This window comes from Psychrobacter nivimaris (assembly GCF_009812035.1).
In the GTDB taxonomy this organism is placed as follows: domain Bacteria; phylum Pseudomonadota; class Gammaproteobacteria; order Pseudomonadales; family Moraxellaceae; genus Psychrobacter; species Psychrobacter nivimaris.
In genome coordinates this window covers 1-18,152 of the sequence record NZ_VZIZ01000041.1, presented here as the reverse complement: position 1 = coordinate 18,152, position 18,152 = coordinate 1, and the positions used below count along the sequence as shown (strand labels likewise).

25 protein-coding genes and 1 tRNA gene are annotated in these 18,152 nt (G+C 44.0%); 5 read left to right on the top strand and 21 right to left on the bottom strand.

Annotated features, from left to right (window positions below):
• Positions 1–91: 91 nt before the first annotated feature.
• The 21 genes from rpsH to FQV37_RS13045 all read right to left on the bottom strand — a co-directional run bounded on the left by rpsH (position 92) and on the right by FQV37_RS13045 (position 13,033).
• Positions 92–490 carry a 30S ribosomal protein S8 gene (gene rpsH, locus FQV37_RS13145; protein WP_101204864.1) on the bottom strand — a complete coding sequence of 133 codons (399 nt, stop codon included), beginning with the start codon at positions 488–490 and terminating at the stop codon, positions 92–94.
• Positions 491–501: 11 nt separating this feature from the next.
• Complete coding sequence (gene rpsN / locus FQV37_RS13140; protein WP_010196705.1) at positions 502–807, bottom strand: 30S ribosomal protein S14; 306 nt, start codon at positions 805–807, stop codon at positions 502–504.
• Positions 808–819: 12 nt separating this feature from the next.
• Positions 820–1,356, bottom strand: a complete 537-nt coding sequence (rplE, locus tag FQV37_RS13135) for a 50S ribosomal protein L5 (protein WP_057758706.1) — start codon at positions 1,354–1,356, stop codon at positions 820–822.
• A 21-nt stretch (positions 1,357–1,377) separates the two neighbouring features.
• A complete protein-coding gene (gene rplX, locus FQV37_RS13130; protein WP_011279796.1) occupies positions 1,378–1,695 on the bottom strand; it encodes a 50S ribosomal protein L24 in 318 nt (105 codons plus the stop codon).
• Between the two features lie 8 nt (positions 1,696–1,703).
• Positions 1,704–2,072: a 50S ribosomal protein L14 gene (gene rplN / locus FQV37_RS13125; RefSeq protein ID WP_010196702.1), complete on the bottom strand. Its 369-nt coding sequence runs from the start codon at positions 2,070–2,072 to the stop codon at positions 1,704–1,706.
• 182 nt (positions 2,073–2,254) lie between these two features.
• On the bottom strand, positions 2,255–2,530 hold the full coding sequence (gene rpsQ / locus FQV37_RS13120) for a 30S ribosomal protein S17 (protein WP_021813375.1): 276 nt from the start codon (positions 2,528–2,530) through the stop codon (positions 2,255–2,257).
• Positions 2,527–2,724 (bottom strand): 50S ribosomal protein L29, encoded by a 198-nt coding sequence (gene rpmC / locus FQV37_RS13115; RefSeq protein ID WP_025644397.1) that lies wholly within the window; start codon positions 2,722–2,724, stop codon positions 2,527–2,529. Before rpmC ends, rpsQ begins: the two co-directional genes overlap by 4 nt.
• Positions 2,724–3,137 (bottom strand): 50S ribosomal protein L16, encoded by a 414-nt coding sequence (gene rplP, locus FQV37_RS13110; RefSeq protein ID WP_025644399.1) that lies wholly within the window; start codon positions 3,135–3,137, stop codon positions 2,724–2,726. Before rplP ends, rpmC begins: the two co-directional genes overlap by 1 nt.
• Before the next feature lie 3 nt (positions 3,138–3,140).
• Positions 3,141–3,863, bottom strand: coding sequence for a 30S ribosomal protein S3 (gene rpsC / locus FQV37_RS13105; RefSeq protein WP_057758704.1), 723 nt, complete (start codon positions 3,861–3,863; stop codon positions 3,141–3,143).
• Positions 3,864–3,866: 3 nt separating this feature from the next.
• Positions 3,867–4,196 (bottom strand): 50S ribosomal protein L22, encoded by a 330-nt coding sequence (rplV, locus tag FQV37_RS13100; protein ID WP_021813373.1) that lies wholly within the window; start codon positions 4,194–4,196, stop codon positions 3,867–3,869.
• A gap of 10 nt (positions 4,197–4,206) precedes the next feature.
• Entirely contained in the window at positions 4,207–4,482 is a 276-nt protein-coding gene (gene rpsS / locus FQV37_RS13095; protein WP_010196682.1) for a 30S ribosomal protein S19, read from the bottom strand.
• A 12-nt stretch (positions 4,483–4,494) separates the two neighbouring features.
• Positions 4,495–5,322 carry a 50S ribosomal protein L2 gene (gene rplB, locus FQV37_RS13090; protein WP_057758702.1) on the bottom strand — a complete coding sequence of 276 codons (828 nt, stop codon included), beginning with the start codon at positions 5,320–5,322 and terminating at the stop codon, positions 4,495–4,497.
• Positions 5,323–5,333: 11 nt separating this feature from the next.
• Positions 5,334–5,684: a 50S ribosomal protein L23 gene (gene rplW / locus FQV37_RS13085; RefSeq protein WP_057758700.1), complete on the bottom strand. Its 351-nt coding sequence runs from the start codon at positions 5,682–5,684 to the stop codon at positions 5,334–5,336.
• Entirely contained in the window at positions 5,681–6,283 is a 603-nt protein-coding gene (rplD, locus tag FQV37_RS13080; RefSeq protein WP_057758698.1) for a 50S ribosomal protein L4, read from the bottom strand. Before rplD ends, rplW begins: the two co-directional genes overlap by 4 nt.
• Before the next feature lie 14 nt (positions 6,284–6,297).
• Entirely contained in the window at positions 6,298–6,936 is a 639-nt protein-coding gene (rplC, locus tag FQV37_RS13075; protein WP_057758696.1) for a 50S ribosomal protein L3, read from the bottom strand.
• Positions 6,937–6,985: 49 nt separating this feature from the next.
• A complete protein-coding gene (gene rpsJ / locus FQV37_RS13070) occupies positions 6,986–7,297 on the bottom strand; it encodes a 30S ribosomal protein S10 (RefSeq protein WP_010196670.1) in 312 nt (103 codons plus the stop codon).
• Between the two features lie 409 nt (positions 7,298–7,706).
• Positions 7,707–9,308: an Rne/Rng family ribonuclease gene (locus FQV37_RS13065; RefSeq protein ID WP_160023595.1), complete on the bottom strand. Its 1,602-nt coding sequence runs from the start codon at positions 9,306–9,308 to the stop codon at positions 7,707–7,709.
• 120 nt (positions 9,309–9,428) lie between these two features.
• Positions 9,429–10,112 (bottom strand): Maf family protein, encoded by a 684-nt coding sequence (locus FQV37_RS13060; protein WP_205962099.1) that lies wholly within the window; start codon positions 10,110–10,112, stop codon positions 9,429–9,431.
• 105 nt (positions 10,113–10,217) lie between these two features.
• Positions 10,218–10,703, bottom strand: a complete 486-nt coding sequence (mreD, locus tag FQV37_RS13055; protein ID WP_160023591.1) for a rod shape-determining protein MreD — start codon at positions 10,701–10,703, stop codon at positions 10,218–10,220.
• Between the two features lie 118 nt (positions 10,704–10,821).
• The gene (mreC, locus tag FQV37_RS13050) at positions 10,822–11,682 is read right to left on the bottom strand and encodes a rod shape-determining protein MreC (protein WP_160023589.1); all 861 of its coding nucleotides are present in this window, start codon (positions 11,680–11,682) and stop codon (positions 10,822–10,824) included.
• 313 nt (positions 11,683–11,995) lie between these two features.
• On the bottom strand, positions 11,996–13,033 hold the full coding sequence (locus FQV37_RS13045; protein WP_057758685.1) for a rod shape-determining protein: 1,038 nt from the start codon (positions 13,031–13,033) through the stop codon (positions 11,996–11,998).
• A 679-nt stretch (positions 13,034–13,712) separates the two neighbouring features.
• Between FQV37_RS13045 and gatC the strand changes: the two genes are divergently transcribed.
• The 5 genes from gatC (at position 13,713) to FQV37_RS13020 (ending at position 18,079) form a co-directional block, all read left to right on the top strand.
• Positions 13,713–14,027, top strand: a complete 315-nt coding sequence (gene gatC, locus FQV37_RS13040; RefSeq protein ID WP_057758683.1) for an Asp-tRNA(Asn)/Glu-tRNA(Gln) amidotransferase subunit GatC — start codon at positions 13,713–13,715, stop codon at positions 14,025–14,027.
• Positions 14,028–14,108: 81 nt separating this feature from the next.
• The gene (gatA, locus tag FQV37_RS13035; protein WP_160023587.1) at positions 14,109–15,605 is read left to right on the top strand and encodes an Asp-tRNA(Asn)/Glu-tRNA(Gln) amidotransferase subunit GatA; all 1,497 of its coding nucleotides are present in this window, start codon (positions 14,109–14,111) and stop codon (positions 15,603–15,605) included.
• Positions 15,605–17,131, top strand: a complete 1,527-nt coding sequence (gene gatB / locus FQV37_RS13030; RefSeq protein ID WP_102094172.1) for an Asp-tRNA(Asn)/Glu-tRNA(Gln) amidotransferase subunit GatB — start codon at positions 15,605–15,607, stop codon at positions 17,129–17,131. Before gatA ends, gatB begins: the two co-directional genes overlap by 1 nt.
• Positions 17,132–17,245: 114 nt before the next feature.
• Positions 17,246–17,322: transfer RNA gene (locus FQV37_RS13025), tRNA-Pro, on the top strand.
• Positions 17,323–17,431: 109 nt separating this feature from the next.
• Positions 17,432–18,079: a hypothetical protein gene (locus FQV37_RS13020; protein WP_160023585.1), complete on the top strand. Its 648-nt coding sequence runs from the start codon at positions 17,432–17,434 to the stop codon at positions 18,077–18,079.
• The last annotated feature ends 73 nt before the right edge of the window (positions 18,080–18,152 follow it).

Here is an 18,152-nt window from a genome sequence, read left to right as displayed (position 1 = left end):
TGTGTTAGACATCTATCAATTCGAAATAATTTAATATTACTCAATCAATAGAAGCCTAACAACCATCAAATAGACTTCATCGTCGTATAGCTTACGCTACAAATGCGACGATTTCACCACCGATACCAGCAGCGCGTGCAGCACGATCGCTCATGATACCTTGGCTAGTAGATACGATAGCAACACCCATACCTTGCTTAACAGTAGGGATAGCGTCTTTACCGCGGAACTGGCGTAAACCAGGACGGCTATAACGTTGGATAGTTTCGATGACAGCACGGCCTTCGAAATATTTCAATTCAATAGTAAGGGTTGCTTTGTTGTTTTCTTCTTCAGCAACAACAGCGCTAGCCACATAACCTTCGCTAACTAGTAAATCAGCAATTGATTTACGTAATTTAGAGCTCGGCATTGCTACCGATACTTTGTTAGCCATTTGTGCGTTACGGATACGGGTTAGCATATCCCCAACGGTATCTTGCATACTCATATAGTTACTCCTTACCAGCTTGCTTTACGAACACCAGGCACATCGCCTTGCATGACACGCTCACGCAGCATATTGCGTGACAAGCCAAACTTGCGGAAGTAACCGTGAGGACGACCGGTGATAGCACAACGATTACGCAGACGTACTGGTGATGAGTTACGTGGAAGAGCTTGTAGCTCTAACATCGCTTCCATACGAGTTTCGTCACTTGCAGTCATATCACTGATAGTTTCTTTTAGCTTGATACGCTTTTCAGCATATTTAGCAACCATTTTTTCGCGCTTTAATTCGCGGTTAATCATGCTCTTCTTTGCCATAACGTCTTTACCTTATTTAAATGGGAAGCCGAATGCTTTAAGCAACGCACGACCTTCTTCATCAGATTGAGCTGACGTGGTGATTGTCACATCCATACCACGGATACGATCAATCTTGTCAAAATCTACTTCTGGGAATACGATTTGTTCTTTGATACCCAATGAGTAGTTACCACGTCCGTCAAAGGCTTTAGGTGAAAAACCGCGGAAATCACGAATACGAGGAATTGCAATGGCAACGAGACGATCTAAAAATTCGTACATTTGCTCACCGCGTAGCGTTACTTTACAGCCAATTGGCCATTCTTCACGAATCTTAAAGCCAGCAACTGATTTACGCGCTTTGGTGACAACAGGTTTTTGACCAGCAATCGCGGTCATATCAGCTACAGCACCTTCCAACAATTTCTTGTCTTGAGACGCGCCGCCTACACCCATGTTAAGTGTGATTTTAGTGATTTTAGGCACTTGCATCACATTGTCTAAACCAAGATCTTCTTTGATTTGCTGCTTTAATTTATCGTTATATAAAGATTTTAATCTTGCCATTACCATTACACCCTTAGTGTCTTACGCAGTCGCCACTACTTCACCGTTTGAACGATAGACGCGTTGTTTCTTGCCGTCTTCGCCAAACTGATAAGTAATACGGTCTGCTTTTTGGGTTTGCGCATTTAAGATTGCGACATTTGAGATATGCAGAAAAGCTTCTTGCTTAAGAATGCCACCTTCAACGCCAGTTGCCTGATTTGGCTTCTGATGTTTGGTAACAATGTTAATGCCTTCAACTTTAATACGATCGTTTTTTACAGCTTGTACAGTACCTTGCTTGCCTTTGTCTTTCCCAGCAATCACGATAACTGTATCGCCTTTACGTAATTTTGACATGGATTACCTCACAATACTTCTGGTGCTAGTGATACAATTTTCATAAACTGATCACCACGTAGTTCACGAGTTACCGGTCCAAAAATACGAGTTGCAATCGGCGCTTTGTTTTGGTTCAACAATACCGCAGCATTGTCATCAAAACGTAACACAGAACCATCAGGGCGACGAACGCCTTTTTTGGTACGTACAACTACTGCATTCATCACGTCGCCTTTTTTAACACGACCACGCGGAATGGCTTCTTTAACCGTTACTTTAATAATGTCGCCAACTGATGCATAACGACGATGAGAACCACCCAGTACTTTAATGCACTGAACTCTTCTTGCACCGCTATTGTCTGCAACTTCCAGCATTGACTCAACCTGAATCATAGCGTTACTCCACACGTATGAGCAATAAAAACCAGTTGCTGCCGCTAGCACAGTATGAGTAGACGGCATTTTAATATAAATAACCGCGACTTACTCTTAATGTGAGTGATATACGCTCGGCGCAATCAGCATCCTTAAAAAGGCGGCTATTTTAACAGCTTCTGGCTTTTAATGCAATTTACTTAGATTTTTTCTACTTTTTCAACCACATCAACCAAAGTCCAAGACTTGGTTTTTGAGATTGGACGCGTTTCTTTGATACGGACAAGATCGCCTTGTTGGCAAACATTATTCTCATCATGTGCTTTGATTTTTGTAGAACGACGAAGCTGCTTGCCATACAAAGGATGACGAACCAGACGCTCAATCAAAACTGTGATGGACTTGTCCATCTTGTCGCTGACAACTCGTCCTGTCAATACGCTAGCATTGGTAGCTGTTTGATTGTTATCGCTCATGAGTCGCCTCGTTGTTTCTCGTTAATCAAAGTCTGAAGCTGGGCAATCGTGCGACGATTGGCTCTAACTTCATGGGTATTACCCAACTGACCAGTTGCTTTAGCCATACGAATACGGAAAGCATCAAGTTGCTTTTCATCAAGTAACTGGGTCAGTTCTTCTAATGATTTATCACGTAATTCACTGATCTTCATTACATTATCGTCCGCTTAACAATGGTAGTTTTAAAGGGCAATTTTGCTGCAGCGAGCGTTAATGCATCACGAGCAAGCTCTTCAGATACCCCTTCAATTTCATATAGCACTTTACCAGGTTTGATTTCGCATACCCAATATTCTACTGGACCTTTACCTTTACCCATACGTACTTCTAATGGTTTATTGGTAATTGGTTTGTCAGGGAATACACGAATCCAAATCTTACCGCCACGCTTAATTTTACGAGTGATGGTACGACGTGCTGCTTCGATTTGACGAGCTGTCATACGACCACGCGTCAATGATTTTAGACCAATTTGTCCGAATGCAACGGTGCTTCCACGATGAGCTAGCCCAGTGTTACGACCTTTGTGCATTTTACGAAACTTGGTACGTTTTGGCTGTAACATAGTTTAACCTCTGTCTGAGTTTCGACGGTTTCCACGACCACGGCGTTTTGGCGCACGAGTCTGCTCTTCTTTGACGGGATTATATACACTGTTCATACCGTCAAGGATTTCGCCACGGAAAATCCAAACTTTAACACCGATGGTGCCGTAAGTTGTCTCTGCACGAATTGACGAGTAGTCAATATCAGCACGGAGTGTATGCAATGGCACACGACCTTCACGGTACCATTCACTACGAGCAATCTCAGCACCGCCTAGACGGCCAGACAGCTCAACCTTGATACCTTTAGCACCAGAACGCATGCTGTTCTGTACCGCGCGTTTCATCGCACGACGGAACATAACACGACGCTCAAGCTGGCTACCGATGCCGTCTGCTACCAAACGTGCATCAAGGTCAGGTGACGTGATTTCTTCAATGTTGACCTGAGCAGGTACGCCCATAATTTTGGTCAATTCTTTTTGAAGTCTTTCGATATCTTCACCTTTCTTACCGATAACAATACCAGGACGCGCAGTGGCGATGGTAATCTTAGCAGCGCCAGTAGGACGCTCGATCATGATGTTGCTGATCATAGCGTTGTCTAGCTTTTTGCGTAGATATTCACGAACTTGAATGTCGTTGATTAGGTATTCTGAGTATTGTTTAGGGTTAGCATACCAGTTTGCGTTATGCTTTTTTACAACACCAAGACGAATTCCGATTGGATGTACTTTTTGACCCATAACTTATTCTCCTACCTTTATAGTGATGTGACAAGTACGCTTGCTGATGCGATCAGCACGGCCTTTGGCACGTGGTAGGATACGTTTTAGCGTAATGCCTTCATCAACATAGATAGTAGCGACTTTTAGGTCGTCAATATCTAAGCCGTGATTATGTTCGGCATTGGCGATGGCTGAGTTAAGGCATTTCTTAACAAACACAGCGCCTTTTTTATTGCTATACGTTAGGATATCCAAAGCACGCTCAATAGATTTGCCACGAACTTCATCAGCAACGAGTCTAACTTTTTGTGCCGATATGGCGGCACCGCGTAATTTTGCAGTTACTTCCATGGTAAGCACCTTATCTCTTAGCTTTTTTGTCAATGCCGTGACCACGATACGTACGAGTCGGGGCAAATTCACCTAGTTTATGACCAACCATCTGCTCACTCACGATAACCGGTACATGAGTACGGCCGTTGTGAACAGATAAAGTTAGGCCAACCATTTGTGGCAGAATCATCGAGCGGCGCGACCAAGTCTTAATTGGCTTGCGTGAGTTGGTGTCTAATGCATTCTCAACTTTAGCAAACAAGTGCGCGTCTATGAATGGACCTTTTTTCAATGAACGAGGCATGAAATTCTTCCTTTATTTCTTCTTGGCGCGACGGCGGATGATCATGTTGTCAGTACGCTTATTGTGACGCGTTTTAAGTCCTTTAGACTTCTGACCCCAAGGGCTGGTTGGATGGCGACCTTTGTTACGACCTTCACCACCACCGTGTGGGTGATCAACCGGGTTCATAGCGACACCACGAACAGAAGGACGAACACCACGCCAACGTGAAGCACCGGCTTTACCAAGTGATTTCAAGTTGTTTTCAGTGTTAGAAACTTCACCAATAACAGCGCGGCAATTTACGTGTACACGGCGAGTTTCGCCAGAACGCATACGTAGAATAGCATAAACACCGTCACGACCTAGTAACTGAACGCTAGCACCCGCAGAACGAGCCATCTGTGCACCTTTACCGATTTTAAGCTCGATATTGTGAATCACAGTACCCAATGGGATGTTTTTTAGCGGTAAGCAGTTACCTGGACGAATTGGAGAAGTCTCGCCTGACATTACTGTATCACCAACTACTTGTTTCTTAGCAGCGATAATGTAACGACGTTCGCCATCAGCATACTTAAGTAGAGCAATATGAGCAGTACGGTTAGGATCGTATTCGATACGCTCTACCGTTGCTGGGATATTGTCTTTAGTACGTTTGAAATCGATAATGCGATAATGTTGCTTATGACCACCGCCAATGTGACGAGTAGTAATGCGGCCATTATTGTTACGACCACCTGACTTGCTTTTTGATTCTAGAAGTGCTGCAAACGGACGACCTTTGTACAGGTGTGGATGCACTACTTTTTCAACAAAACGACGGCCTGGTGATGTTGGCTTTGCTCTTACGATAGGCATGAGTGTAATCCTTATTCGTTATTCGCTGTTTCACTAGTAGAATCAGTAGTATTCGCTACTTCTTCACCAGCATCAGCCATTTGTACATCTTGACCAGCTTTTAAGGTAACATAGGCTTTTTTGTAGTCGTTACGACGGCCGATGCTTTTACCAAAACGCTTTGTCTTACCTTTAACATTCAAAGTGTTTACTTTAGTAACTTCAACACCTTCAAACATCAACTCAACTGCTTTCTTGACTTCAAGCTTAGTAGCATTAGAATCAATTTTAAATACCTGCACACCAAGTGAGTCGCCAAGCATTTGAGATTTTTCTGAGAATACAGGCCCTCTTAAGACCTGATAAAGTCTTGCGTTATTCATGCTAGTGCTTCCTCAAATTGTTTCGCAGCTTCAACTGACATGATCACTTTATCAAATGCGATCAAGCTCACTGGGTCCACTTCATTTGTACCAAGTACATTGACGTGTGGAATGTTGCGAGCAGCTAAGTATAAGTTTTCATCAACTTCTTTAGTAACGATTAGTGCACGAGGTGCATTCAAATCGTTTAACTTAGCAATCAGTTCTTTGGTTTTCGGCCCAGAAACGCTCAACTCTTCTACCAAAATCAGACGCTCTTGACGAATCAATTCTGCTAGGATGCACTGCATCGCACCGCGATACATTTTACGGTTTACTTTCTGTGACCAATCTTGTGGTTTTGCAGCGAATGCACGACCACCTGAACGCCAGATTGGGCTACGAATAGAACCCGCACGAGCGCGACCAGTACCTTTTTGGCGCCATGGCTTAATACCACCGCCAGAAACTTCGGCACGTGTTTTTTGTGCGCGTGTACCTTGGCGAGCACCAGCTAAATAAGCGGTGACGACTTGATGCACTAGTGCTTCGTTGAATTCACGACCAAATGCCGTATCAGAAAGCTCAACCGCCGCACCTGTAACTGTTTTTAAATCCACGTTAATCCCCTTGCTTAGGCTTTGACTGACGGACGTACGATAACATCGCCACCGGTGGCACCTGGGATAGCACCCTTGATGACAAGTAACCCTTTTTCGGCATCAACCGAAATCACTTCTAGGCCCTGAACGGTAACACGTTTGTTACCCATCTGACCCGCCATCTTCTTGCCTTTGAATACTTTACCTGGTGACTGGTTTTGACCAGTTGAACCATGCGCACGATGAGACACTGAGTTACCATGAGTAGCATCTTGCATACTAAAGTTGTGACGCTTAACAGGGCCTTGGAAACCTTTACCTTTGCTCTGTCCTGTCACATCAACCATCTGACCTTGTTCGAACAAGTCAGCTAGAATCTCGCCACCAATTTCACGACCTTCAAGATCGCTTTCGTTGGCACGGAATTCCCAAACACCACGGCCAGCTTTAACACCAGCTTTAGCGAAGTGACCCTTTTGTGCAGCTGTTACGCGGCTGTCACGACGAGTACCTGTGGTAATTTGGATGGCTTGATAACCATCTACATCAGTATTTTTTACTTGAGTAATGCGGTTTGCATCGACCTCAACAACTGTTACAGGGATAGATGCGCCTGTTTCAGTGAAGACACGGGTCATGCCGCACTTTTTACCGACTAAACCGATCGCCATTTTAGACCTCTTTATATCTTATATTAATGGGTTGGGTGTTTAATGTGCATTAACCCAAAGCAATTTGAACGTCAACACCCGCCGCTAAATCTAATTTCATTAGCGCATCCACAGTTTTGTCAGTTGGCTGAACGATATCAACCATACGCTTATGAGTACGGATTTCGTACTGGTCACGAGCGTCTTTGTTAACGTGTGGTGAGGTTAGAACGTTGAAGCGCTCAATGCGAGTCGGCAACGGTACAGGACCACAAACTTGCGCACCGGTGCGCTTTGCAGTATCAACAATCTCTTGTGCAGATTGATCAATCAGACGATGATCAAAAGACTTAAGACGGATACGGATTCTCTGGTTAGCCATGCCAGCAAGCTCCTAATATGTGCCTTTGTCATTCTTGCGTCGCAAGACCATGATCAAAAGCAGTTTGGTTAAATATTCACTTAAAGCGGCCTTCTGTTCTTAACCAGAATGAGTTCTTTATCCGAACTTATAGCGTGCCAAAAGCAAAATAGTTTAAAGCCCCGCCAACCCTCCTATTAATTGGAAAGTAGCAAAGGCATAATGAAATAGTGCTAGAAACGATGCTCTAGCTGTCATAGCGCCAGCTTTTTTATTCAGCTGCGCATATATAATTCAGTGGTGTATATTATACATAGTATTTTAGGTATTGCAAGAGCAATCTCTAGTATGATTAGAGATGCTCTTTCTTAGACTAGCCTTTAGTTAAATAAATATTTCCATCTAGAACTATCATTTGTTTTGAATAATATTAATCTAAAACAATATCATACTGCTCTTGAGTGTATAGATTCTCTACATCAAAAGTAATGACCCTACCCAGTAGATACTCTAAATCGGCTACTGTGTCTGACTCTGTTGTAAGCAGTAAATCAATGACTGCCGCATGAGCCACTACTGTGAACTTTTTGGGAGAGTTATAAGTGCGTGCGCAGCGCATAATTTCGCGGAAAATCTCAAAACAAACGGTTTCTGCGGTTTTGACAAACCCGCGACCTTGGCAAGTTGAGCACGGCTCACACAGCTGCTGACCCAATGATTCACGCGTGCGCTTGCGTGTCATTTCTACCAATCCAAGCTCACTGACCTGCGTAATCTTAGTTTTTGCATAATCTTGGGTAAGCTGCGCCTGTAAGCTCTCAAGCACATCATCTTTGTGTTGTTGCTCAAGCATATCGATAAAATCTAGAATAATGATGCCGCCTAGATTACGTAAGCGCAACTGTCGAGCGATAGCATGTGTGGCTTCTAGATTAGTCTTATAAACCGTATCCTCTAATGAGCGACCGCCTACAAAAGAACCTGTATTGACATCAATCGTGGTCATAGCTTCGGTCTGGTCGATGATCAGATAGCCGCCAGACTTTAGATCGACACGGCGCTTTAGTGCATCACGTAAGTCGTCTTCGACACGGTGTACATCAAACAACGACTGCTCAGCGGTGTAATGCACGATACGATCATAGACAAATGGAACAAACTCTTTAGCAAAGTATCTGACTTGCTCATAAATCTGTGTATTATCAATAATGACTTTTTCGGTATCAGCGTGAACCAAGTCACGGATAGAACGTAATGGTAGCGACAGTTCTTGATAGATCAGCTCTGAACTCTGATGATGATTAATCTCTTGACGACGAGCACAGATAGTACGCCACAGCTGCAATAGATAATAGATGTCCTCTTCTAGCTTATCGACGGGCACGCGCTCCGCAGCGGTACGGGCGATAAGACCACCCTTCAGATTGACCGTCTGCATCAGGCTACTAAGCTCAGTCTTTAATCGGCTACGCTCTTCTTCGCCATCGATACGCTGCGATATGCCAATATGATCACTCGATGGCAAATATACTAGATAACGTGATGGTAGTGAGATATTGGTGGTTAGACGAGCACCTTTACTTCCTAACTGGTCTTTGGTTACCTGTACCAGAATACGCTGACTTTCATGCAAGCGATGCTGAATCAAAGTTTTAGACGCTGGTACGATCTCTGTACTTTGCGCACTGACAATAGGCGGTGTCACAGCCAAGCTATCAGCAGAAGCGTTGGCAGTCGCATCGTCCTCATTTATCTCGCGCTTAGTGGCCTTAGCCGCTTTATTTTTTTCTACAACGGGTCGTGGTTCACGCTGCATATCGTTGACATGTAGAAATGCGGTCCGTGATTGACCAATATCCACAAAGGCTGCTTGCATACCAGGAAGGACACGTACGACCGTCCCCAGATAGATATTGCCGACCAACCCCAGTTTGTGATGTCGTTCAATATAAATCTCGCCCAAAATACCATTGTCTAAAACCGCAACACGGGATTCCATTGGACTAATATTAATCAGCAGCTCTTCGGACATAGTTTTTTCTCTTATCTCTCAGCTTTCTTATTAGACGGTCATCGCCTATTAGATTGACAGTGTAACAAATGCGACTTGCTCTTGCCCATTACCCTACCGTGTCATTATGTGCATATCCCATTATAACGGGTTGACTGTGTCCATACTGCCTTCTGTCATTTCTTTGATTAGTGCCAGCGTTTGTGCCAGTGGCAGACCAACAACATTGGTGTAGCTGCCGTTGATACGACTGACCCAGGCAGCACCCAGTCCTTGAATGCCGTACCCACCTGCTTTATCAGCTGGCTCTCCACTATCCCAATAGTTGCTCATCATTTGTGTCGTCAGTGGTATAAAGGTCACTTCCGTACGCTCAGTGATTCTCTGCTGATTAATAATCTGTAAGCACTGTGTGTGTTCTGAGGGGTTCCGTTCTGCTTTAGGCAATAGCTGTACTTGAGTCGCTTGAACGGCAGTCCATACTTCGTGGACGCTATCAGACATACGCTGCCACATACTATATGCGTGCTCGCGATCGACGGGCTTGACCAAGACTGTTTTACCATCCGACAGCACGCCAATGGTATCAGAAGTCAAAATAATAAACGGTGAGGTGAGGCTATCATGATCCGCTTGAGAGGTATCGCTTAATTGTTGTATCGCGGCATCGGCTTTGGTTGCGACCATACGTTCGATATAGTCTGTTGGCGACTCATTATCTAACGGCGTCTCATCAATATCCACGCTCAAGATAGTAAAGTTTAGTTGCGCTCTTTCTAGTAGCTCACGACGACGCGGAGAGCCAGACGCCAAAACGATATCCATCGATATTCTCTTCATTTATAAATTTATGATGTGTGTGGTCATACAGTATTGTGGGCTGAGCAAGCTAAGCTGTTAAACAAAGTAATCTTGATAACTGATAATTCATTAACGCAAAAACTTGCGCAAAGCAAACAGCACGAGTGGCCAGCTGAGGATACTCATAAACAGTGACAAAGCAGACTGAGCGACAAAGACGTTTTGAATAAACATCTGTAGTATCCATAGATTTAACTGAAAGACAATCAGCCCTAGACTAGCAATTAACCACGCGCTAACGGTATTCAACTGTCTGACGTAGATACTGGTAATTTTGATAACCAGTGCAACCACAACAGCGGCGAACGCTTGCTGACCTAAATGCGTATCCATCAATAAATCAGCAATCAGTCCAACTGTGAATGCGGTGAAAATACCCACATAGCGCGGCTGAAACAGCAACCAATAAATCAGCACCATGATCATTACCATGGGGCGAAGTGTGGCCATGCTTGGGCTTAACGGATAGACATTAAGTGATGATGCAGCGATGAAACTTAGAACAATCACAACTATCAATAGTACCGTGGCATTCTCAGAATCAGGATACGACATGGGTACTTACCTTAGCGAGTGTTTGGTGGTTGCTGTGATATTGTTGATTGGATATTGGCAAGGTGAATACCATAAATGGAAAGCTTTAAAACGTTAATACTGTGGCTTACGTCGTTATCTATGGAGCAATAGCAGTAGCATTGTTCTCATTTAACAGCTTGTCTTGAAGTATTAAAACATAGGCATTGTCAATAAAGTTAGCTGCTGGAGTAACTTCGATCGTTCTAAAGTTGTCGGTTTGCTCATCTTTGACATGCGCGATACGCCCTACTCGATAGCCTGCCGGAATACGACCGCCGAGTCCTGACGACACTAGCTCATCACCTACTCGCACATCCGATGTTTTGAAGACGTAATTGAGACTCAATGAAGATGGGATACCTTGGCCTGTGACGATAGCACGCTGACCAGTACGCTTAACAGTAACCGCAACTGACTGCTGCTCATCTGTAATCAACAACAAACGGCTAGTATTGGGATAAACATTGATAATCTGTCCTAACACACCGTCTTCATCGATGACCGTTTGCCCAACTTGTACGCCATCTTGCTCACCTTTATTAAGCACGACAATCTGTCTGAGCAAATTGGTGTCTGTGCCGATGACTTGCGCCAAATTAAGATCGAACTGCTCGGGCTTGGTGGTAGATAAGATACCTTGCAGGCGTGCGTTCTGTGCCAAGATATAATCTTGCTGTTGTAGCTTGGCATGCGCGTGTATCAATTGCGATTTTAGCTGCATGTTTTCGCGACGCAGTGCTTCTTTTGATTGCAGACTACCACTAGCCCAATGCTTGGTATAGCTTGGTAATAGAGACAGCTCATAGATTGGCTGCATGGCGGCATGACTGGTGCTACGTACAGGCTTAAACCAATTAGAGTTTTTGCTATCAAACCATATCAAAATTAAGGCTGCTATCAATACGATAACAGTCTTACGAAGTGATAACGGCTGGCGCGCAAAAATACTTGGAGTCATAAGTCGTCTGATTTAAGGATTCTAAAATGAACAATAGCACTTATTTACAGCATGAGTGTTTATCGAGGATATTGGGTTCTAGCACAAATGAATGCAATTAAAGGTAGCACAATCGGCTACCTTTAATTTTATATATAGTCAATTTTCTATAAATTGGGTACGATGTCAGTCTCGCTCAGCCTACTACTTGTAGTACTTTCGCTCGGCTTTCCTGTATCCAAATTATATTGAACCGACTATATTTATAGTTTCATCATTCACATACATCATCATATATTGCCAAGGCTACAAGGCAATTAAGGATAAAGATGACTTAAACAAAAATCATGTTTAAACTTTTGTTATTGATGAAATCAAGCGCGATACCACCGCCACGACTAACGCAGGTTAGTGGGTCTTCTGCTACCGTCACTGGCAAACCGGTCTCTTGCGAGATAAGTTTGTCTAAGTCACGTAATAGCGCGCCGCCACCTGTCAATACAATACCACGCTCAGCGATATCTGATGACAACTCTGGCGGAGTCTGCTCAAGTGCTACTTTTACAGCGCTAACAATACCGCTCAATGGATCAGTCAATGCTTTTTGCACTTCTTCTGAATTAACAGTAAAGGTCTTTGGTACACCTTCTGCCATGCTACGACCACGAACTTCTACTTCTAGTTGGCTGTCTTCATTCAATGCAGAACCGACTTCTTTTTTGATGCGCTCAGCGGTCGTCTCACCGATGACACAGCCATGCGTACGGCGTACATGAGTGATGATCGCTTCATCAAACATATCGCCACCGATACGAATCGACTCAGCATATACGCAGCCAGACAGCGCGATAACAGCAATCTCAGTTGTACCACCACCGATATCCACAACCATAGAACCACTGGCTTCATGAACTGGCATACCAGCACCGATAGCCGCAGCCATCGGCTCTTCTAGCAATAGTACTTTGCTCGCGCCTGCTGATGATACTGCCTCACGAATCGCCTTACGCTCAACTAAAGTAGACTTGCATGGTACACAAACCACGACGTTAGGCTGTGCCATAAAACGCTTGGCTTTTACTTTAGCGATAAAGTGCTTAAGCATTTTTTGCGTCACTTCAAAATCAGCAATCACACCGTCTTTCAACGGGCGAATCGCTGTGATGTTCGCAGGCGTACGACCTAGCATCTGCTTGGCATCGATACCAACAGCGGCGACGGTCGGGTTCTGAGTACGATTGCTTCGTAACGCGACCACCGTAGGCTCGTCAAGCACGACGCCTTTATTAGGAATAAAAATTAGGGTGTTCGCAGTACCGAGGTCGATAGCGATATTATTTGATAAAAATCCAAACAGGTTCATGACTAATATATCCAGCGTCTTACGAATGAGGCGAATGAGATTGACTGAGGTGTTACTCGTCAGTGTTGAGCAGGTCGTCGTTAAACATTACTTGTGGCAACAGTTAATCATCCCAACAAGTCAAAATCCAAGCAATAATAATGAAATGAAAAAACTGAGCTAAATTATACCGATTTAGCTCAAAAAAAACATAGATATTTGCATCAGTAAGTAAGGATTTTTGTCTTAGACGCCAAAAGTTGTTACAAAGTTTGAAATAGTAGTGAATATCATTCAACTCAATGAAACATCATTTAATCTGATAACTAACAAGGCTCTACAGGCAGATGAATGTTTTGCTTAATAGCAGATGCATACTGTAACGTATTTTAGAAGCTAATTGGAGAGCAATTGAGGAACAATGATGAATTAGGGGGTCAGTTTTGCAATTCTCTGTAAATCATTGTGTCTTAATTGGCATTATGGCTTGGATGACACCATATCTTATTCAATATTACGTCTTCATCAATTCAGACTGTTGGTTGAGATTGTGCATCAATCAAGCGTCATGCTCTGTAAACTTGAGTCAGATGCTTTATAATAAGCTCACTTACTATTTATATCTATTTTAATTGTTTCTATTTTAGCGCTTACGTATTTTCGTTTTCGTAAACTACTCTAACAAAAACTGTCCTTAACTGGAGAAACTATGTCTCAGCAGCCAGCAACGTCTGACAGCAACGTCAGCCGTGAAGAAATCCTAGAAGTTGCCAACCTTGCCCGCTTAGGTGTCGATGAAAGTACAGCCGATAGCTATGCTGATGATATCAGTAAAGTATTAAAACTGATGAATACGCTATCTAACGTTGATACCACAGACATCAAGCCACTAGCCAATATCCATGAAGCTTGCCAAGAGTTGCGTGCTGATGTGGCAAAACACGACATCAATCGTGAGCGTAATCAGTCAGTCGCACCTGCCGTAGAAGAAGGCTTATATCTAGTGCCTCAGGTGATTGAATAATAGTGGCTGAATAACACAATCACGCATTTGCCATTATCTCATTTTATTTTATGCTATTAACATTTTGACGGACGACACCTTATGTCTGAACTTCATTTATTAAGTACCGAGCAGCTCATTACTGGCTTGCAAAACAAACAATTTAGCAGCGCGGAATTAACCGAGCATTACATCAAGCGTATCGATGCGCTAGACAGCAAGATTAACAGCTTTATCACTCATACTTCTGAGACTGCACGCGCACAAGCACAAGCGGCAGACGAGATGCGCGCACAAGGCGATCAGCGTCCGCTACTTGGTGTACCAATGGCGCACAAAGACATCTTCTGTACTCAGGGCGTACTGACCACTTGTGGCTCAAAGATGCTGCACAACTTTGTCTCACCATATGACGCGACCATCGTTTCTAACATCGATAAGGCTGGCATGATTAGCTTAGGTAAGCTCAATATGGATGAGTTTGCGATGGGCTCAGACAACAGTAGCTCTTACTACGGTACGGTACAAAACCCTTGGAACCTAGAGCGCGTCCCTGGTGGCTCGTCAGGTGGTAGTGCTGCTGCTGTTGCCGCAGGTTTTGTCCCTGTTGCTACCGGTAGTGATACGGGTGGCTCTATTCGTCAGCCTGCTTCATTCTGCGGCCTAACAGGTATTAAGCCGACTTATGGCCGTGTGTCACGCTTTGGTATGATTGCCTACGCTTCAAGTCTAGATCAAGCAGGTAGCATGGGGCGCAGCGCTAAAGATTGCGCCTATCTGCTCCAGCCGATGATTGGTCATGATCCACGCGATGCAACTTCTATCAAATACGAGATGCCTGACTACGTACAAGATATCAATGATGCCCAAGCTGCTGCTGGTGATAAGCCATTTGACGGTCTTCGTATTGGTGTAGCCAAAGAATACTTCGGTACAGGGCTTGATAGCGAAGTTGAGCAAGCAGTACGTGCGGCTCTGAAGAAATATGAAGAGCTTGGTGCAACGATTGTAGAAGTGAACATCACTGATCCTGAGATCACGCTTGCCACTTACTATATGCTAGCGCCTGCCGAAGCATCATCTAACCTATCGCGCTTCGATGGCGTACGTTTTGGCTATCGCTGTGAAAACCCAACGGACCTTATCGATCTATACACGCGCTCACGCTCCGAAGGCTTTGGCCCTGAAGTACAGCGCCGTATCTTGACAGGGACGTATGCGCTATCGGCTGGCTACTTCGATGCTTACTATACTAAAGCACAGAAGATTCGCCGTTTGATCGTTAAAGACTTTGATGAAGCATTTGCTAGCTGTGATGTGATTGCTAGCCCAACCGCACCAACTGCTGCCTATAAATTAAGCGACAATCTCGACCCTGCGACCATGTACTTAGGTGATATTTATACCATCGCAGTCAACTTAGCGGGTCTGCCTGCACTTAGCCAACCGGTTGGTTTGACTACAGAAGGTCTACCAATTGGCTTGCAATTAATCGGTAAGCATTGGCAAGAGAGTCAACTGCTCACGACTGCGCATCTGTTCCAGCAGCATACTGATCATCACCTACAACACTCTACCATCGCAAAGGAGACGGTATAATGAGTACAGTTACTACTGATAACAATGCCGTCCGTGAACACGCCGTGCGTAAAGAGCTATTTGTCGATGGCTATGAAGTGGTCATCGGTATCGAGATTCACTGCCAGCTAAATACGGAAAGTAAGATCTTCTCAAGTGCGCCGACTGATTTTGGTCATGAGCCAAACAGCCAAGCTAGCATCGTCGATTTGGGTTTGCCTGGCGTATTACCAGTGCTAAATGCTGGCGTGGTCGATCGCGCGCTAAAATTCGGTATCGGCGTCAATGCTGAACTAGGTCTGTTTAATACGTTTGATCGTAAAAACTACTTTTACCCTGACTTGCCGAAAGGCTATCAAATCACCCAGATGGCCAATCCTATCGTAGGCGTTGGCTATATTGATGTCGTGGTCAATGAAGGCGAAAAGAACGAATATCCTAAACGTATGGGTATCACCCGTGCGCATCTAGAAGAAGATGCAGGTAAATCTGTCCATGACGCAGTCGATGGTATGACGGGTGTGGATCTTAACCGTGCTGGTACGCCATTGATTGAAATCGTCTCTGAGCCAGATATGCGCTCTGCTCACGAAGCTCTTGCCTACATCAAAGCCATTCATCAGCTAGTCACATGGCTAGGTATCTCAGACGCAGTGATGGCCGAAGGCTCATTCCGCTGTGACTGTAACGTCTCTGTGCGCAAGCCAGGCGCTGATCTCGGTACACGTACTGAGCTAAAGAACCTAAACTCGTTCCGCTTTATCGAGCGTGCTATCAATCGTGAAATCGAACGTCAAATCGATATCCTAGAAGATGGCGGCAAAGTCGTTCAAGCGACGATGCTATATGATCCAGAGCGTGATGAAACGCGTACCATGCGTACCAAAGAAGACGCCAACGACTATCGCTACTTCCCTGATCCTGACCTGCTGCCTGTCCGTATCGAGCAGCATACGGTTGATGCGATCAAAGCAGCGATGCCTGAGCTACCAGTTGCTCGTCGTGCACGCTTTGAAGAAGCGCTTGGTCTGTCAGAATATGACGCTCGTATCTTGACTGGTAGTCGTCAAATTGCTGACTACTTCGAAGATGTGGTGGCTGAAATAGGTCAGCAAGATGCCAAAATGGCTGGCAATTGGGTCATGGGCGACTTGCTCGGTGCCCTGAACAAAGACGACACCGACATCATTGACTCCCCTATCAGCGCTAAGCAATTGGCTGGCATGCTCAAGCGTATCAAAGATGACACGCTATCTGGCAAACTGGCCAAGAAAGTCTTTAGTGCCCTATATGAGCGCGAAGGCGGCGATGGCGATGATGCAGCAGATAAAATCATCAAAGACAAAGGCCTCAAGCAAGAAACCGATACTGGCGCTATCAAAGCGATGGTCGAAGAAGTCATCGCAAAAAATGAAGCGATGGTCGAAGAATATCGCGGCGGTAAAGAAAAAGCCTTTAACGGTCTGGTCGGTCAGGTCATGAAAGCCAGTCGAGGTAGTGCTAACCCACAGCAAGTGAACCAAATTCTAAAAGAATTATTGGGCTAACATTGGCTGCTAAGCAATTATACTGACTATGCTAGGCAGAATAATATTGTAGAGTTTGGCTGCTATAAATAGCCCTTGCAATATACATAATTTTGCGTAAAATAGTCAGTCACTCGGGGCGTAGCGCAGTCTGGTAGCGCACTACACTGGGGGTGTAGTGGTCGCAGGTTCAAATCCTGCCGTTCCGACCAAACATAGCAGTAATAGAGAAAAGCCAATCATTGTTTTCAATGGTTGGCTTTTTTTTGTGCTAAATTTGATGGCTGGTTTTATGATGTTTTGATTTAAGGGTGTATAGAGATGAAGCAACGGTATAGCCCCAAATTTCTAAATAGCTTACAAGATATCATAGAAGATGATATAGCTGTACAGGCTGTGGAGTTTCAATTTGAAGTGCATAAGCATGATTGGCCTATGCCCTACGGAGTTTTCTTACACAAAATGCTTAAATGTCTTGATGAGTATGTAGAAGGTGGAAATATTGAGCCAATTCAAGAGCTATCAACTGCTGCGATAAGAAGCTGGCAAGACTCCACTATAATTAATCAATATAAAGCATTTGCGAACCTGCAACTAGCCCATAAATTCTTAAAAGCTAATAATCTTTACCAAGCTATGCAGTATTATAAACGCGGTATAACTTACAAGCATTCAAAAATTACTACAGACATAGAGAATGATATTCTTGCAAGTAATTATAAAAGTATAGGTAAAAAAGGAGGCAACAAGAAAGCGGAGAACTATAAAAAACCGAGAGAGGAAGCATTAAAACACCACGACAAATACTTCAATAATAGAAATGAAAAAGGCAAGTATATTTATTCCAATGATAAAGCAGCTAGAGAAATAATCTCTTATTTTGAAAGAGAGTCTAAACATCTCGGTTATACAGAACGCTCATTATCTAATATCATAAGCAAGCATCGTAATGGTAAAGATGAAAATTAAAACACCATTTTATTAGGGCGTGTCTTCAATTGGATAAGCCCTAAATAATAGTTACAATACCGCATCTATTGAG

What these genes read in the sequence shown, in the direction of transcription:
- FQV37_RS13020 (WP_160023585.1), top strand. Translation starts at nt 17,432, where the DNA reads ATGAAGCAACGGTATAGCCCCAAATTTCTAAATAGCTTACAAGATATC.
- rpsJ (WP_010196670.1), bottom strand. Translation starts at nt 7,297, where the DNA reads ATGGCTAACCAGAGAATCCGTATCCGTCTTAAGTCTTTTGATCATCGT.
- gatB (WP_102094172.1), top strand. Translation starts at nt 15,605, where the DNA reads ATGAGTACAGTTACTACTGATAACAATGCCGTCCGTGAACACGCCGTG.
- rplN (WP_010196702.1), bottom strand. Translation starts at nt 2,072, where the DNA reads ATGATTCAGGTTGAGTCAATGCTGGAAGTTGCAGACAATAGCGGTGCA.
- rpmC (WP_025644397.1), bottom strand. Translation starts at nt 2,724, where the DNA reads ATGAAGATCAGTGAATTACGTGATAAATCATTAGAAGAACTGACCCAG.
- rplV (WP_021813373.1), bottom strand. Translation starts at nt 4,196, where the DNA reads ATGGAAGTAACTGCAAAATTACGCGGTGCCGCCATATCGGCACAAAAA.
- gatA (WP_160023587.1), top strand. Translation starts at nt 14,109, where the DNA reads ATGTCTGAACTTCATTTATTAAGTACCGAGCAGCTCATTACTGGCTTG.
- rplP (WP_025644399.1), bottom strand. Translation starts at nt 3,137, where the DNA reads ATGTTACAGCCAAAACGTACCAAGTTTCGTAAAATGCACAAAGGTCGT.
- rplC (WP_057758696.1), bottom strand. Translation starts at nt 6,936, where the DNA reads ATGGCGATCGGTTTAGTCGGTAAAAAGTGCGGCATGACCCGTGTCTTC.
- rpsS (WP_010196682.1), bottom strand. Translation starts at nt 4,482, where the DNA reads ATGCCTCGTTCATTGAAAAAAGGTCCATTCATAGACGCGCACTTGTTT.
- rplX (WP_011279796.1), bottom strand. Translation starts at nt 1,695, where the DNA reads ATGTCAAAATTACGTAAAGGCGATACAGTTATCGTGATTGCTGGGAAA.
- rpsH (WP_101204864.1), bottom strand. Translation starts at nt 490, where the DNA reads ATGAGTATGCAAGATACCGTTGGGGATATGCTAACCCGTATCCGTAAC.
- mreD (WP_160023591.1), bottom strand. Translation starts at nt 10,703, where the DNA reads ATGTCGTATCCTGATTCTGAGAATGCCACGGTACTATTGATAGTTGTG.
- FQV37_RS13065 (WP_160023595.1), bottom strand. Translation starts at nt 9,308, where the DNA reads ATGTCCGAAGAGCTGCTGATTAATATTAGTCCAATGGAATCCCGTGTT.
- rplW (WP_057758700.1), bottom strand. Translation starts at nt 5,684, where the DNA reads ATGAATAACGCAAGACTTTATCAGGTCTTAAGAGGGCCTGTATTCTCA.
- gatC (WP_057758683.1), top strand. Translation starts at nt 13,713, where the DNA reads ATGTCTCAGCAGCCAGCAACGTCTGACAGCAACGTCAGCCGTGAAGAA.
- rpsC (WP_057758704.1), bottom strand. Translation starts at nt 3,863, where the DNA reads ATGGGTCAAAAAGTACATCCAATCGGAATTCGTCTTGGTGTTGTAAAA.
- rplB (WP_057758702.1), bottom strand. Translation starts at nt 5,322, where the DNA reads ATGCCTATCGTAAGAGCAAAGCCAACATCACCAGGCCGTCGTTTTGTT.
- rpsN (WP_010196705.1), bottom strand. Translation starts at nt 807, where the DNA reads ATGGCAAAGAAGAGCATGATTAACCGCGAATTAAAGCGCGAAAAAATG.
- FQV37_RS13060 (WP_205962099.1), bottom strand. Translation starts at nt 10,112, where the DNA reads ATGGATATCGTTTTGGCGTCTGGCTCTCCGCGTCGTCGTGAGCTACTA.
- mreC (WP_160023589.1), bottom strand. Translation starts at nt 11,682, where the DNA reads ATGACTCCAAGTATTTTTGCGCGCCAGCCGTTATCACTTCGTAAGACT.
- rplE (WP_057758706.1), bottom strand. Translation starts at nt 1,356, where the DNA reads ATGGCAAGATTAAAATCTTTATATAACGATAAATTAAAGCAGCAAATC.
- rpsQ (WP_021813375.1), bottom strand. Translation starts at nt 2,530, where the DNA reads ATGAGCGATAACAATCAAACAGCTACCAATGCTAGCGTATTGACAGGA.